General features: G+C 64.1%; 13 protein-coding genes and 1 tRNA gene. 7 read left to right on the plus strand and 7 right to left on the minus strand.

Going from position 1 to position 15,247, the window contains the following annotated elements:
* Nucleotides 1-3 precede the first annotated feature (3 nt).
* Nucleotides 4-2,259, plus strand: coding sequence for a ribonuclease R (gene rnr, locus NUW51_RS00730; protein WP_265561814.1), 2,256 nt, complete (start codon nt 4-6; stop codon nt 2,257-2,259).
* Between the two features lie 57 nt (nt 2,260-2,316).
* Nucleotides 2,317-2,493 (plus strand): YegP family protein, encoded by a 177-nt coding sequence (locus NUW51_RS00735; RefSeq protein ID WP_265561816.1) that lies wholly within the window; start codon nt 2,317-2,319, stop codon nt 2,491-2,493.
* A 157-nt stretch (nt 2,494-2,650) separates the two neighbouring features.
* Here NUW51_RS00735 and dcd read toward each other — a convergent pair whose 3' ends face one another.
* Entirely contained in the window at nt 2,651-3,205 is a 555-nt protein-coding gene (gene dcd / locus NUW51_RS00740; RefSeq protein ID WP_265561818.1) for a dCTP deaminase, read from the minus strand.
* Between the two features lie 135 nt (nt 3,206-3,340).
* On the opposite strand from dcd, the gene NUW51_RS00745 reads away from it, so the two are divergent.
* Together NUW51_RS00745 and NUW51_RS00750 are read left to right on the plus strand one after the other, a co-directional pair.
* On the plus strand, nt 3,341-4,837 hold the full coding sequence (locus NUW51_RS00745; protein ID WP_265587897.1) for a replicative DNA helicase: 1,497 nt from the start codon (nt 3,341-3,343) through the stop codon (nt 4,835-4,837).
* 79 nt (nt 4,838-4,916) lie between these two features.
* On the plus strand, nt 4,917-7,007 hold the full coding sequence (locus NUW51_RS00750; RefSeq protein WP_265561820.1) for a prolyl oligopeptidase family serine peptidase: 2,091 nt from the start codon (nt 4,917-4,919) through the stop codon (nt 7,005-7,007).
* Between the two features lie 84 nt (nt 7,008-7,091).
* Here the strand turns inward: NUW51_RS00750 and astD are convergent, their stop codons facing one another.
* The gene (astD, locus tag NUW51_RS00755) at nt 7,092-8,516 is read right to left on the minus strand and encodes a succinylglutamate-semialdehyde dehydrogenase (protein ID WP_265561822.1); all 1,425 of its coding nucleotides are present in this window, start codon (nt 8,514-8,516) and stop codon (nt 7,092-7,094) included.
* Between the two features lie 44 nt (nt 8,517-8,560).
* Nucleotides 8,561-9,958 (minus strand): protein adenylyltransferase SelO family protein, encoded by a 1,398-nt coding sequence (locus NUW51_RS00760; protein ID WP_265561824.1) that lies wholly within the window; start codon nt 9,956-9,958, stop codon nt 8,561-8,563.
* Between the two features lie 37 nt (nt 9,959-9,995).
* Between NUW51_RS00760 and NUW51_RS00765 the strand changes: the two genes are divergently transcribed.
* The gene (locus NUW51_RS00765; RefSeq protein ID WP_265561826.1) at nt 9,996-10,877 is read left to right on the plus strand and encodes an alpha/beta fold hydrolase; all 882 of its coding nucleotides are present in this window, start codon (nt 9,996-9,998) and stop codon (nt 10,875-10,877) included.
* A 3-nt stretch (nt 10,878-10,880) separates the two neighbouring features.
* Here the strand turns inward: NUW51_RS00765 and NUW51_RS00770 are convergent, their stop codons facing one another.
* Nucleotides 10,881-11,486 carry an SCO family protein gene (locus NUW51_RS00770; protein WP_265561828.1) on the minus strand — a complete coding sequence of 202 codons (606 nt, stop codon included), beginning with the start codon at nt 11,484-11,486 and terminating at the stop codon, nt 10,881-10,883.
* Nucleotides 11,486-11,923: a copper chaperone PCu(A)C gene (locus NUW51_RS00775; protein WP_265561830.1), complete on the minus strand. Its 438-nt coding sequence runs from the start codon at nt 11,921-11,923 to the stop codon at nt 11,486-11,488. The genes NUW51_RS00770 and NUW51_RS00775 overlap by 1 nt, the downstream gene beginning before the upstream one ends.
* Nucleotides 11,924-12,124: 201 nt before the next feature.
* Here NUW51_RS00775 and NUW51_RS00780 point away from each other — a divergent pair, with 201 nt between their 5' ends.
* Complete coding sequence (locus NUW51_RS00780) at nt 12,125-13,255, plus strand: GGDEF domain-containing protein (RefSeq protein WP_265561832.1); 1,131 nt, start codon at nt 12,125-12,127, stop codon at nt 13,253-13,255.
* Nucleotides 13,256-13,291: 36 nt separating this feature from the next.
* On the opposite strand, the gene NUW51_RS00785 is transcribed toward NUW51_RS00780, so the two are convergent.
* Both NUW51_RS00785 and NUW51_RS00790 read right to left on the minus strand, forming a co-directional pair.
* Nucleotides 13,292-14,335, minus strand: a complete 1,044-nt coding sequence (locus NUW51_RS00785) for an alpha/beta hydrolase (protein ID WP_265561834.1) — start codon at nt 14,333-14,335, stop codon at nt 13,292-13,294.
* Between the two features lie 18 nt (nt 14,336-14,353).
* Nucleotides 14,354-14,427, minus strand: a tRNA-Cys gene (locus NUW51_RS00790).
* 158 nt (nt 14,428-14,585) lie between these two features.
* Here NUW51_RS00790 and NUW51_RS00795 point away from each other — a divergent pair.
* Nucleotides 14,586-15,233, plus strand: coding sequence for a protein-L-isoaspartate O-methyltransferase family protein (locus tag NUW51_RS00795; RefSeq protein ID WP_265561836.1), 648 nt, complete (start codon nt 14,586-14,588; stop codon nt 15,231-15,233).
* Nucleotides 15,234-15,247 lie beyond the last annotated feature (14 nt).

Consider the following 15,247-nt stretch of genomic DNA (forward strand, 5'->3'; position numbering starts at 1 on the left):
TCAATGACAGATAAACAGAAGCCCAAGAAACCACGGCGCCCCACGACAGGCGTGCCGTCCAAGCAACAGATCCTCGATTTCATCGAACAGTCCGACGACAGCGTCGGCAAGCGCGAAATCGCCAAGCATTTTCGCCTCAAGGGGCAGGACAAGATCGCGCTGAAAGCGGTCCTCAAGGACATGGCCGACGAGGGTCTCATCGATCATTCGCCGGGCCGCGCCTTCCACAAGATGGGCGGCGTGCCGCGGGTGACCGTGTTGCGTGTCGCCTCGATCGAGGATGGCGAGGTGTGGGCCGAGCCCGAGCAGTGGCAGGGCGAGGGTACCAAGCCCCGGCTGCGCGTCATCGAGCGGGGGCGGCGTTCCTCGCTCGGCATCAACGACCGGATCCTCTCGCGCACCGAGGAGCGCGGCAATGGGCAGGTCGCCCATGTGATGAAGAAGCTCGCCCGTTCGGCCGAGATGCTGATGGGGGTGGTGCGCAAGGAAGGCAGCCGCCATTTCCTCGCGCCGATCGACAAGAAGCAGCGCACCGTGTTCATGCTGACCGAGCTGGGCGAAGCGGAGGTCGGCGACCTCGTGCTGGCCGAGCCGATCGGGAAGGGCGGGGGTCGATCCCCCAAGGCGAAAGTCGATGCGGTGCTGGGCGATCCCTTTGCACCCAAGGCGTTCAGCCTGATCGCGATCCACAAATATGGCATCCGCAACCGCTTCCCCGACGAGGTCGTCGCCGAGGCCGAGAAGGTGGCGAAGTGGGACCTCGGGAGCCGCGAGGACCTTACCCATCTGCCGATCGTCGCGATCGACCCCGAGGATGCGCGCGATCATGACGATGCTATCTGGGCCGAGGTCGATCATGCCAAGGACAATCCCGGCGGCTACAAGGCGGTGGTCGCGATCGCCGATGTGAGCTTCTACGTGCGCCCCGCCAGCGAGCTCGACCGCGAGGCCTTAAAGCGTGGCAACAGCGTCTATTTCCCCGACCGCGTCGTGCCGATGCTGCCCGAGGAATTGTCGGCGGGGATATGCTCTTTGAAGGAGGGCGTCGATCGCGCCGCGATGGTCGCGCATATCCGCGTCGACAGCGGCGGCAATATCAAGGAATTCCGTTTCTCGCGCGCCAAGGTGCGGATCGCGGCAAACATTGCCTATGAGGATGCGCAGGCGGCGATCGACGGCGAGAAGGATCGGGTCGATTCCGAGATCGTGAAGAGCGCGCTGGAGCCTCTGTGGCAGTGCTGGAAGGTGCTGTTGCAGGCGCGCGAGGCGCGCGAGCCCCTGGATCTCGACCTGCCCGAGCGCCGCGTCCAGCTCGACGAGAAGGGGCGGATCATGTCGGTCGCGCCGCGCGAGCGATTGGACGCGCACCGGCTGGTCGAGGATTATATGATCCTCGCCAATGTCGCGGCGGCCAAGGCGCTCGAAAAGAAGAAGCGCCCGGTGATGTATCGTATCCACGAGACGCCGGGGCGCGAGAAGCTCGTGACGTTGAAGGATTATCTGGCGACCTTCGATATCCCCTTCGCGCTGGGGCAGGTGGTGCTGCCCAAGACCTTCAATGCAATCCTTGCGAAGATCGGGCCCGACCACGACAATCGGATCGAGATTACCGAACAGATTTTGCGCAGCCAAATGCAGGCGCGTTACGGGCCTGAGCCGCTGGGGCATTTCGGCCTGTCACTGGGCTCCTATGCGCATTTTACTTCGCCCATCCGCCGTTATGCCGATTTGCTGGTGCATCGCAGCCTCGTCGACAGCTATGGGCTGGGAGAGGGCGGGATCAATGCCAAGCAGGCGGAGGATTTCGGCAAGGTCGGCGAGATCATCTCCTCGCTCGAGCGGCGCGCGATGGAGGCCGAGCGCGAGACAGTCGATCGCTATGTCGCGGCCTATCTGGCCGATCATGTCGGGCAATTGGTGAAGGCACGCATCACCGGGGTGCAGCCGTTCGGCTTTTTCGCGACGGTGCAGGATCTGGGCGGCGACGGGCTGGTACTCGCCAAGACGCTGGGGCGCGAATATTTCCATTATGACGAGAAGCGCCAGGCGCTGGTCGGCGAGCGATCGGGCGATGAATATCGCGCCGGACAGAAGCTCGAATTGAAGCTGGTCGAGGCCGATCCGGTGTCGGGCGCGCTACGCTTCGAACTGCCTGAAGGCAGCTATGGCGGCGATGCGGGCGACGGGCCGAGGCGGCGCCGCGACGGGCGCAGCAAGGGCGGCGGCAAGAACCGGCAGACGGGCAAGAGGCGCGGTTGACGCCTTGGGGAGGGGCGTTCAGGCTGAACGCCTCATCAAATCAAGCGGAGACGACCGATGGCGCACAAATTCCACATGTGGACCGACAAGCGCGGGGAGACGCGCGTGGCCTTCATGTACAATGGCGAGAAGATCTGGACGACCGAGGGCTATAGCTCGAAGGCATCCGCCAAGAATGCGATCGACTCGATCCTCAAGAACGGCCCTGGGGCCGAAGTGGTCGACGACACCTGAGCGGCTTGCAATCAACCCATAAAAAAGCCCCGGTTCGCGCCGGGGCTTTTTCATATGGTGAGGGTAAAAAGCAGGAGCGCTCCAACGACAAGGAGCGGCAAGGCAGTGCCCGGCGGCAGCAACGTCGGCAAGAGCGCGAACGAAAGGCTGACCATGCTCAGAGCTTCGGCAAGGTCACCCCGCGCTGGCCCATATATTTGCCGGCGCGGTCCTTGTAGCTGGTCTCGCAGCGCTCGTTGCCCTTGAGGAAGAGGAACTGGCAGGCGCCTTCGTTGGCGTAGATCTTGGCCGGAAGCGGGGTGGTGTTGGAGAATTCCAGCGTCACATGGCCCTCCCAGCCGGGCTCCAGCGGGGTGACGTTTACGATGATGCCGCAGCGCGCATAGGTCGACTTGCCAAGGCAGATGACGAGCACGTCCTCGGGGATGCGGAAATATTCCACCGTGCGGGCCAGCGCGAAACTGTTGGGGGGGATGATGCAGACATCGGTCTGGCGGTCGACGAAATTCTTGGGGTCGAAGGCCTTGGGGTCGACGACCGATGAATCGACATTGGTGAAAATCTTGAATTCGTCGGCGACGCGAGCGTCATAGCCGTAGGAGGACAGGCCGTAGCTGATATTGCCTTCGCGGCGCTGGGCTTCGACGAAGGGTTCGATCATGGCGTGGTCTTGGCTCTGCTGCCGAATCCACTTGTCCGAGAGAATGCTCATGGATGATGGCGTAGCGCGGCTTTTTTGCCGCGTCACCCCGCACATTGCCGGGCAGGGTTCGAGTTATCCACACGGCATCCCCGACTGATTTCTCGCAGCCCACCACGCGCGGCAAAATTGTGCTACTCCATGGCCATGGCAGAAGTGGTGCAGATAGTCGGGAGCGGGGGTTCCGGGGAAGAGGTGACGGCATTGCCGGCGAACGTGCAGGCGGAAGCCGCGCTGCTGGGTGCGTTGCTGATCGACAACCGGCTCGTCGAGGACGTGCAGATGAGGCTGCGCGCCGATCATTTTTACGAGCCGCTGCACGCGCGCATCTACGAGCAGATCCTGCGCTTCACCGACAAGAACATGATCGCCACGCCGGTCACGTTGAAGCCGCTGTTCGAGGCGGACGAGGCGATGCAGAAGGTAGGCGGCACTTCCTATCTGGCGACCATCGCGGGCTCGCGCGCCAGCATCATTGGCGCCCGCGATTTCGCCAAGCAAATCTACGACCTCGCGCTGCTGCGCGCGCTCGTCGGGGTCGGGCGCGAGATGGTCGAGGGCGCGCTCGACACGTCGGACGAGGTGGCGCCCTTGGAACAGGTGGAGGCGGCCGAAACCGCGCTCTATCGAGTCGCCGAAGAAGGCGGGGCCGAAGGCAAGGCCAAGAGCTTCGGCGATGCCTCCAAGCTCGCGCTCGACATGGCCGAAAAGGCCTTGAATTCGGGCGGACACCTGTCGGGGGTGACGACCGGGATCGAGGGCATCAACGCCAAGATCGGCGGGATGCACAAGTCCGACCTCATCATCCTCGCGGGACGTCCGGGCATGGGCAAGACCTCGCTTGCGACCAACATCGCCTTTGCCGCCGCGCAGCGCTGGAACCAGGACGAGCGCGACGGGATCGAGGAAAAGAAGCGGGTCGGCGCACCGGTCGTTTTCTTCAGCCTCGAAATGTCAGCCGACCAGCTGGCGACGCGTATCCTCGCCGAGCAGTCGGGGATCTCGGGCGAGAATTTGCGCATGGGCAAGATCTCCAAGACCGAATTCCAGAGCCTGGCGCGCGCGGCGAGCGATCTGGCGAGCCTCCCGCTCTATATCGACGACACGCCGGGCCTGACCATCGCGGCCATGCGTACGCGCGCGCGGCGGTTGAAGCGTCAGAAGGGGATCGGCGCGGTGGTGGTCGATTATCTTCAGCTGTTGTCGGGGTCGGGGCGCTCGTCCGAGGCCAATCGCGTCCAGGAAATCTCCGAAATTTCTCGCGGGCTGAAGCAGCTTGCCAAGGAATTGGACGTGCCGGTTCTCGCGCTCTCGCAGCTCAGCCGTGCAGTCGAACAGCGCGAGGACAAGAGGCCGCTGCTCTCCGACCTTCGCGAGTCGGGCTCGATCGAGCAGGACGCCGACATGGTGTGGTTCGTCTTCCGCCCCGATTATTATGTCGCGATGAAGCAGCCGAGCGAGGACCATCCCGACTTTGCCATGTGGCAGGAAGAGATGGAGCGGGTTTACGGCACCGCCGAACTGATCGTCGCCAAGCAGCGTCACGGCGCCACGGGCCGCGTGAAGATGCTGTTCGACAGTAAGACCACGCGCTTTACCGATGCGCCGATCGACGATGGCTATACCGCCGAGAGGCGCGGGTAGGGGGTTCGTCGAAACTTCGCTTGCCTTCGCGGGTTCGATCTCCAACACTTCGCCACGACCAATCACCGTGGAGAAGTTCATGTTTCGCAAGACCTTGATGGCCGCCGCCGCGTCGCTGGCGATGGCCCCCGCAATCGCACAGGACATGATGGCCGAAGACCCCTTCATCTGGCTCGAAGAAGCGCGTTCGGACGAGGCGATGGCCTGGGTAGAGGCGGAAAACGAGAAAACAGAGTCGGTGCTGCTCGCCGATCCGCGGTTCGAGGAATTGCGCGCCGAGGCCTATGCGATCGCCACCGACCAGCGCCGCATCCCAAGCGTGGCGATCACGCCTTATGGCCTGCGCAACCGCTGGCAGGATGACGCCAATCCCAAAGGGCTCATCCGGCTGACGACGCTGGAGAGCTATCGTACCGACGATCCCGAATGGGAGGTGGTGCTCGATATCGACAAGCTGGCGGCCGACGAGGGGCGCGACTGGAATTATGCGGGCTTCACCTGTCTCGAACCCGAAGGGCGTTACTGCTTGTTGGGCCTGTCGGACGGCGGCAAGGACGCCAATGTCTTCCGCGAATTCGACATGGAGACGCGCCAGTTCGTCGAGAACGGCTTCTTCTTCGATGAAGATCGGCAGTGGATGGAGTGGGTCGACAAGGACACGCTGCTCGTCACCCGCAACTGGGGCGAGGGGTCGCTGACCGAAAGCAATTATCCCTTCATCACCAAGATGGTGAAGCGCGGGCAGAGTTTCGACGAGGCGGTCGAAGTCTTCCGCGGCGAGGCGAGCGACGTTTCGGCAGGGGCCGGCGTGCTGCGCGACTGGGACGGCAATGTGCTGGGCTATACCGCGCAGCGCGGCCTGTCCTTCCACGAAAGCGCCCAATATTGGCAGCAGGACGGCGAGTGGGTTCGCCTCGACCTGCCCGCCAAGGCGAGCTTCTTTGGCCCGATCGACGGGCGGATGATCGTGTCGCTACGCGAGCCGTGGGGCGAGTTCCCCAATGACGCGCTGCTGCACGCCAGCCTCGAGAACTTCCTCGCCGATCCCAACGGGGTCGATTGGGAATTGATGTGGGCTCCCGAAAAGGGCCAGACCCGCAGCAGCGTCGGCGCGACGCGCGATGCTTTCTATCTCAATGTCCTCGAGGATGTGCAGGGCAAGGCCTATCGCTACACCTATAGCGACGGCGCTTGGGAGCGCTCGCTGATCGATTTGCCGGAGAATGCGACGCTGGGCTTCGGCTCGAGCTCGGATACGGATGACGAGCTGATCATGTATTCCTCGGGCTTCCTGGCGCCGACGACCTATTATTATTACGACGGCGACAAGGATAAGCTCGAGGTGCTCAAGCGCAGTCCGTCGCAGTTCGATGCGGATGGGCTGATCGCCGAGCAGCACTTCGCCACCTCGAGGGATGGTACCCGCATCCCTTATTTCGTTGTGCGCCACGAAGATACGGTGATGGACGGGTCGACCCCGACGCTCTTCTACGGTTACGGCGGTTTCCAAGCGAGCATGCTGCCCTCCTATCTCGGCACGACCGGCAAGCTGTGGCTCGAGCGTGGCGGGGCCTATATCCTCGGCAATATGCGCGGTGGGGGCGAATATGGTCCCGACTGGCATCAGGCGGCGATCCGCGAGAACAAGCAGAAGACGTGGGACGATTATATCGCCATCGCGGAAGACGCGATCGCCAGCGGGCTGACGAGCCCCGAGCATCTGGGGATTGAAGGGGGTAGCCAGGGTGGCCTGCTCGTCGGCACGGGCTTTACCCAGCGCCCCGACCTGTTCGGCGCGGCGATCGTGGCGGTGCCGCTGTTCGACATGATGCGCTATCACGAGATCGGCAAGGGTGCCTCGTGGATCGGCGAATATGGCGATCCGCGCATTCCCGAGCAGCGTGCGTGGATCGAGGGCTATTCGCCTTATCAGAAGCTGGTGCCCGGGGCCGAATTCCCCAAGGTGCTTTATTACGCGTCGACTGCGGACGACCGCACCCACCCGGCGCATGCCCGCAAGGCGGCAGCGCGGATGAGCGCCAATGGCCAGCCTTATTATTATTATGAGGAGACGGCGGGCGGTCACTCGGGCGGCAAGGATCCCGAAGCGGAATCCAAGCTGACGGCGCTGCGCTACGTCTATCTGATGCAGGAATTGATGGACGACTGAGACGACAAAGGGCGGCGCCTCTCGGCGCCGCCCTGCTGATCGTTCAAACGGGGGCGGTGCCGGTGGCGCCGCCCTTTGTCGTTCCTAGTCCTCTAGCATGACGGGATCCTTGAGACCCGTCTCGATCTTGGCACGGCACAGGTCGCTTTCGACGCTGGTGACCGGATAGGCACAGTAATCGGCGGCGTAAAAGGCGCTGGGACGGTGGTTGCCCGAGATGCCGATGCCGCCGAAGGGCGCGGTCGACGGCGCGCCGTTGGTCGGCTTGTTCCAGTTGATGACGCCGGCGCGCCCTTCCGCCCAGAAACGCTCATATTCCTCAGGATGCTTGGTAAGGATCGAGGCAGCGAGTCCGAAGCGCGTGTTGTTGGCCTCGGCGATGGCGGCATCGAGGCAGTCGACGCGGATCAGTTGCAGGACGGGGCCGAAGATTTCCTCGTCCAGCCGGTCGCGCGCGCGGGTGACGTCGACGATGGCAGGGCCGAGCAGGGGCTTTCCTTCCTCGAGGCGGCGCAGCTGACGGATCGCCTTGCCGCCCTTGGCCAGCAGCGCGATATATTGGGCCTGGATATAGTCGGCGGCGTCATTGTCGATGACCGGACCCATGAAGGGCTCGGGCTTTTTCGCGAAAGGCTGGGCGACATGGATGCGGTCGACCAGCTTCAGCACCTTTTCGAGGAGCTTTTCCTCCTTGCCCGCCTGGACGATGAGGCGGCGCGCGCAGGTGCATCGCTGGCCTGCCGATAGGAAAGCCGACTGGACGATGATCGCGGCGGCGGCATCGAGATCGGCGACGTCCCAGGCAATGAGCGGATTGTTGCCCCCTGCCTCGATGGCGAGGATCTTCTGCGGCTTGTCGGCAAAGGCGCGGTGGAGGAGGCGCCCGGCCTTGGCCGAACCGGTGAAGAGGAGGCCGTCGATCTCGTCGGAGGCGGCGATTGCCTTGCCGGTCTCGGGGCCGCCCTGCACGCAGGCGATGAGGCGTTCGTCGATCCCCGCTTCATGGAAGCATTTGACGAGCAGTTCGCCGACCGCCGGGGTCTTTTCCGACGGCTTGAAGACGACGGCATTGCCCGCGAGCAGCGCGGGCACGATGTGGCCATTGGGCAGATGCGCGGGGAAATTATAGGGGCCGAGGACGGCGAGCACGCCATGCGGCTTGTGCCGGACCGCGATCTTGGTGTTCATCGCGCCTTCGGCCTTGCGCGTGGGGGTGCGCTCGTTGTGGGCGTTGACCGAAATGTCGACCTTGCCGACGACCGCACCGACTTCGGTCTTGGCCTCCCAGAAGGGCTTGCCCGTTTCCATCGAGATGAGGCGCGCCATCTCTTCCTCGCGCTCGCGCACGATGTTGGCGAAGCGGCGCAGCGCCTCGGTGCGGAAGGCGAGCGGCTGGCGCGCCCATTCGGGCTGCGCCTCGCGGGCGGCGGCAATGGCGGCGGCGGGATCGCCTTCTTCGCCCGACCAGATTTCCTCGCCCGAATGGGGTGCAAAACTCTTCATCGACATAGGCGTGGTGGCTCGCAGGGACTGACGGTGCGGTCAAGTCCTCGTTAAACGAAAGGGGTGGCCATCGCGTCGCCCATGCGGCGGATTTCCTTCACCTTGGCCTCGAACGGCTTCCAGTCGTCGCGCTCGGCGATGGCGGCCCAGCGGGCTTCGACTTCCTCGATATGCATCGAGCAGGGCGCCTCGTCCGACCAATAGGAATGGGCCAGCGCAGCCTCATTCGCGCGCCCCTCGAGCGCTGCGGCGAGGGCGCGATATTCCTCGGCATCGTAACGCTCGTCCTCGCGGCGGCACGCGCCGCCCCGCCAGTCGAAGAAGGCGCGGTCGATGGTGACGGTCTCGGTCGCCAGCGCGGCGACCAGTGCCTTCGCCAGTTTGCGGTCGTCATCGCGGTGCCCGGGCGCCACCCCGAGCCGAGCGAGGAGCAGGTCGATGCAGGCTTCGTCGAAGCGGCGGCCCCAATCGTTGAGGATCGGGTTGAGCTTGCGCTCCGAGGCGATGAGGCCGAGGCAGCCGCCTAGTTGGGCGACATCCCACTGAATCGCCTCGGGCTGGCGCGCGAAACTGTAGAGCCCTTCGCCGTCGAAATAGGCGGCGGTGAAGCGCGGATTCCAATAGGGTGCAAAGCGCCACGGTCCATAATCGAAACTCTCGCCGGTGATGGCGATATTGTCCGAGTTGAGGACGCCATGGACGAAGCCCGCCGCCATGTAGGAGGCGGCAAGGTGCGCAGTGGCGCTGGCGACGAGGTCGAACAGCCGCACGGCGGCGTCCTTGTCCTTCTCGGGCGGGGTTTCTCCATAGAGATGTTCGAGGCAATAGCGGGTCAGCGCCTTCAGGGCGGCCTTGTCGCGGTGAAAGGCGAAGCGCTGGAAGGTGCCGATGCGGATATGACCGTGGCCGAGGCGGGTGAGGACCGAGGAGCGGGTGGGGCTGGGTTCGTCCGAGCGCCATAGCGATTCGCCGGTTTCGAACAAGGCGAAGCTCTTGGAGGTATTGACGCCCAAGGCCTCGAGCATCTCGGTGGCGAAGATTTCGCGGACCCCGCCCTTTAGCGTGAGGCGGCCGTCTCCCTGGCGGCTCCACGGGGTCTGGCCCGAGCCCTTGGTGGCGAGGTCGAGAAGGCGTCCTTCGGGGCCGCGGACCTGCGCGAAGAGAAAGCCGCGCCCGTCGCCGAGGTCGGGGTTGTAGTTGCGGAACTGGTGACCGTGATAGCGCAGCGCGAGCGGCGCCTCGAGATTGTCGGGCAGGGGGTCGAAGCGCGCGAAATGCTTTTCCCATGCGGGGCGCATGTAGCTCCCGAGGCCGATCTGCTTGGCCCAATGGTGGTTGGCGAAGCGCAGTTTGGCCTCGGGGAACATGGCGGGGGCGACTTCGTCATAGAAGTCGGGACCGAGTTCGAGGATGCGCGGATCGGGATTATAGGCTGGCGATTTGACCATGGCTCGGCGATAGAGAAGGCGAGAAGAAGGGGAAAGCGTGTTGGGTGAAAAAGGTCCGAAATATCGGGATCGCTACTGGAACAGCCCCGAGGGCCTGAAGCTCCATTATCGCGATTATGACGGGCCGCTCGAGGGGCCGCCGATCCTTTGCCTGCCCGGGCTGACGCGCAATGCGCGCGATTTCGAGCCGGTGGCGGCGGCTTTTGCCGGCACGCACCGAGTGATCGCGGTCGACTTTCGCGGGCGGGGGCTCAGCGATCCCGATCCCGATCCGACGCGCTACCATCCGCCGACCTATGTCGCCGACGTGCTCAAATTGCTCGATCAGCTGGGCATCGCTGATGCGATTTTCGTCGGCACGTCGCTCGGCGGGATCGTGACGATGCTGCTGGCGACCGAGGAGCCCGAGCGGATCGCCTCGGCCCTCTTGAACGATATCGGGCCCGAGCTGGTCGAGACCGGGCTCAATCGCATCCGGGGCTATGTCGCCAAGGGCGTCGAGGCGCGTGATTATGCCGAGGCGGCGGGGCTCTATGCGGCGGGGATGGGCGATGTCTATCCGCGCTGGGGAAAGGCCGAATGGGAACGCTTCGCGCGCCGCGCCATGCATGAAGGCGGCAAGGGCGTGACGAGCAATTACGATCGCCGCATCGCCGACAATGTGGTGGCGGGATCTTCCTCGGCGCCGATGGATGCCTGGCACCTGCTCGATGCCTTGAAGGACAAGCCGGTGACGATCCTGCGTGGGGAAAAGAGCGACCTCTTCTCGCCCGAGATCGCGCAGCGGATGCTCGAGCATCTCGATCAGGCGGAGTTGGTGACGGTGCCCGACGTCGGCCATGCGCCGAGCTTCGACGAGGAAGAATCGATCGCCGCGCTGGCCGCGTTGATCGCGCGAACGCCTGACGCCAACGGCTGATCGTCAGCCGATCAGCCGTTCGAGCTTGGCGCGGGCGGCTTCGTCGCTTTCCTCGGGACTGATGGTCGATTGGAAGCGGCCCTGACGGTCGATCAGGAAGACATTGGCGGTGTGATTGACGTCGTAATTGCCGCTGCCATCGTTTTCGCCGAGGATCGCGGCCACGCCGAACTGCTTCATGACCTTGTCGAGTTGCGGCTGGCTTCCAGTGAGGCCGATGATGTCGGTGCCGAACAGCTCGGCATAGCGGCCGACTTCCTCGGGGCCGTCGCGTTGCGGGTCGACACTGATGAAGACGATCTCGAACGCCTCTTCGCCGCCGAGCTGTTGGCGCAGGCGAACGAGGTCGGCGAGCGTCGTCGGGCAGATGTCGGGGCAGTGGGTGAAGCCGAAGAACACTGCCTTCGGGCGTCCGGCGAGGCGGTGGCTGGAGAAAGGCTCGCCATCGGCGCCGACCAGCGTGAACGGCCCGCCGATCGAAAAGGCGCTGTCGGGATCGGGGCGGCTGCCGTCGCGATTGGGGTCGGCGTCGCTGGTCAGTGCCAGCACACCATAGCCGATTGCCGCGAGCGCAACCAGAATCCACAGGACGAGGCGAGTACGCGCCATTAGCGCGCGCCCGGTTCGAGGACGCGGATCTCGACCTCGCGCTCGCCGCTGGTCTCAAAGTCCAGCTTTAGCGTGAAAGTCTCGCCGGCGACGAGCGGTGCCTCCAGCCCCATCAGCATGACATGGTCGCCTTGCGGTTCGAGCAGGCTCTCCTCGCCGGCAGCGATGCGGATGCCCTCGGTGACGGGCTGCATGCTCGCCATGCCATCCTCGAAACTGGTACGATGCAAGCTGGCGTCGCCTCGCTCGCTGGTGACCGCGAGGAGCTTGTCGTCGCTGCTGCCTTCGTTGGCGATACGCAAATAGGCCGCCGCCATCGGCTGGCCCGGGAGAGTAGCGCGCGCCCAGCCATCATCGAGGAGGAGTTCGGGGTCGCTGTTGGCGGAGCAGGCGGCAAGGGCGAGCGCGGCAAGGCCGGCGAGAAGCGTCTGTTTCATCGCCGGTCGCTCTAGCAGCGGCCCGGGCGTGGCTCAATCACCTCCGGCGTGGACCTTTGCCCGCCTCGCCCTTTTCCTGCCTATTTGAGAAGATAGGCGTTTGTCATTGCACGAGATTTTCCACCGAATCACCTTTTGATGTTGAGCCCGAGACCCTCCGATTCCCCAGCGCAAGATGCCGACCGGGCCCTGATCCGGGCGATGATCCTGCGCGCATTGGGGGCGCTCAAGATCAACGTGGCGGCGCTGGCGTTGGCGGCGGCAGTGGCGATTTCTGTTCATTACGGTCCGGCCCTTGGGCTCGCGATTGTCGCCCGGGTGGCGGCGCTTCTGACCATCTACCTGTTAGGGGTGCGTCTGCGACGTGCAGTGGAAGATGACGGTGAGTATCGAGTGGAGCTCGCCCGCTGGTCGCGCAGCGCGGCATTGGCGGGTTTCAGCTGGTCGCTGCTTTTGTGGGCGGTGCCGCCGGACGAGATCGGCTCGCTGGGCGCGCAGGGTCTATTCTCGATCGTGCTCCTCGGCGTGGCGAGCGCGATCAACACTATCATCGGCGAGCGCCGTGCGATCCTCTATTTCTCAATCCCCTTCGGTCTCAGTGCGGCGGCCTATTTCATTGCGCTGGCGCCCGTTGCGGGCTGGTTGCCGCTGCTAATCGCGGCACTCGGATTCGTCATCATCATCTTGTTCGCGATCAACATCGACAAGCAACAGCAGCATCTCGCCTCGATCTTCGCGGAAAATGTCATGCTCGCTCAGTCGCTTCACCGCGCCAATGTGGAATTGTCCGACGCGCTGACGATCGCCGACCGGCTGGCGCATTACGACCCGCTGACAGGACTGCGCAATCGGCGCTCCTTCGAACAGGAATCGCGGCGGTTGCAGCGCGACCGAGCGGCGGGCGACCGGCACGACGTGATGCTGCTCGATGTCGATCATTTCAAGTCGCTCAACGATCGCTTCGGCCATGCCCATGGCGACACGGTGCTGCGACGGGTCGGTAAGGCGATCCAACTGTTTGCCCGCGTGCATGACGACGCGCTCGTGGCGCGCATCGGCGGTGAAGAATTCGTCCTCATCCTGTCGGGCGCGGCGAGTGACGAGGAGGCGGTGACTAGGGCGGAGAATCTGCGCGAGCGAATCGAACATCTGTCTCAGGAAGGCAGCGGGCGACAGGGCGCGGTCAGCGCGTCCATCGGCACAACGCGATGGAGCGCGGGTGAGGCGCTGCAGGTGGCATTGGGACGCGCCGACCGGCTGCTCTATGCGGCGAAGGAAGCGGGGCGGAACCGGACCTGCGACGATTATGGGATGGCGGGCTGCCGGCGCTAGAAGCTGCATTCCGATGCAGCCGGCGGCGACATACCTTTATCCGTGATAGGGGTTTTTCCCCGGCAGGAGCCAGCGTAGCGCACGGGTCAATCCGATCGGGTAGGTGCTCAGGTGCGTCCCGTCCTCAATGATCTCGTCACGCACTTCCAGGTTCGGATAGCCCCTGGCTCTGAGCTGGGCGGCAAACGTCCGTTGCTGTCCGACCATATCGTCGAAGCCGGGGGAGATTTCGGGGACTTCGGTTTCACCGGTCGCGAAATAGACCCGCCCGCGCAATTCGCGGCCCGCGTCTGCCGCGGCCTTCTCCATCTCGAAAATGATCTCATTATTGTGCCAGAGCGAGGGACTGGTGAGGATATAGTCGCTGAATAGGCCGGGCTCCTCGATCAGGGCGTAGACGCCGAATAGGCCACCATAGCTGACGCCGGAGAGGATGCGGCGGTCGGGATCGGCGCGATAACGCATCTCGACGAAAGGCAGCAGTTCGTCTTTGAGAAAAGTCAGATAGTGGCGCGCGCCGCCCGAGTTGAAGCGGGTCCCCGGATCGTCACTCGGCGTATAGTCGCGAGTTCGGCTCAATTGCGAGCCTTCGCCTTGCGCATGGCTGATGCCGACGAGGATAGCCTTTTCGAACACGCCCGTATGGAAGGGGAAAATGGTGACCCCGGTCGCTGTTAGCCATGTGTAGGTGGCATCGTTGAAATAGATGACCGGATAGCGGTGATCGCTATTTTCCGCCGCAGAATAGCCGGGGGGCAGCTTCACCTGCACCTTGTAGGAGCGGCCGAGGGCTTCGGACCGGATCGAGCGTACTTCGCTGTCGCGCAGGACATAGGGGGCGACCTCTTCACTCTCCTCGTACGAAACGGGACGCGGCGCCGACGGGGAGGGAGGTGCAGGCTGGGGCGGTGAGGCCAGCGTGGCTGGCGGCTCTGCGCCAAGGCCGTAGGCGGTTCCAGCGACGAGCGCACATAGCGCCGGCACGAGCAGCAAGGATTTCACGTCAATCACCTCTTCACAACGCAGCACTGTCGTCGACCGAAGGCCCGATCGCAAGCGTCGGTCGCTTGCGATGGCCATGCAGACTGCGAGGAAAAGTGGAGGTCCGAGCCGGAATCGAACCGGCGTACACGGATTTGCAGTCCGCTGCGTCACCACTCCGCCATCGGACCTCGCATGGTGAAGCGCTGCATTGGCGGAAGCGCGGGCGCCTTGTCAACGATGATCTTGGATCGAAAAGACGGCACGTCGCATCATGCGACGTCTTGGCGTTTCACCCCATTGCGCCTAGAGAGCGGTATGGCTATAGCTGTATTAGAAAGATGAGACAGTGAGTGCGACCGTGATCGACCGTGATGACATGGATGCCGCCCGCCAGGCGATGATCGACAGCCAGCTTCGCCCCAACGGAGTGACCGACAAGGCGCTGCTCGGCGCGATGGCGGATGTGCGCCGCGAACATTATCTGCCTGAGGGCAAGCGCGCGATCGCCTATCGCGACCGGGCGATCGATCTCGGCAGTGGCCGCCAGGCGATGGCCCCGACGCCACTCGCGCTGCTGATCGATCGCGCCGCGCCAAAGGCGGACGAAAAGGCGCTCGTCGTCGGCCCGCTCGCCGCTTATGCGGCCGCCTTGCTCTGCGAGATGGGGCTCGAGGTGGTGGCGCTCGACAATGAGACGACCGACGAGCCGGTGAGCGATGGCGTCGTGGTAAAGAACGGCAAGCTGGAAGCAGGCGTGGCCGATGAGGGGCCCTACGATCTCATTCTGGTGGTCGGCGCGGTCGAAATGCTGGGCGAGGCGCTGACGGCGCAGCTCGGCGAGAATGGTCGCGTCGCGGCGCCGGTGATGGAAGGGGGCGTCAGCCGCCTGTCGATCGGGCGCAAGGTCGGCGGCGAGATCGCCTTCCGGAGCTTCGGCGACGCGCAAGTTGCACGACTGGGCTGTTTCGACCGTCCGAAGTCGTTTCAATTCTAATCGGTTTTCAAGGG

The sequence above is a fragment of the Sphingomicrobium arenosum genome (assembly GCF_026157085.1).
Taxonomy (GTDB): Bacteria; Pseudomonadota; Alphaproteobacteria; order Sphingomonadales; family Sphingomonadaceae; genus Sphingomicrobium; species Sphingomicrobium arenosum.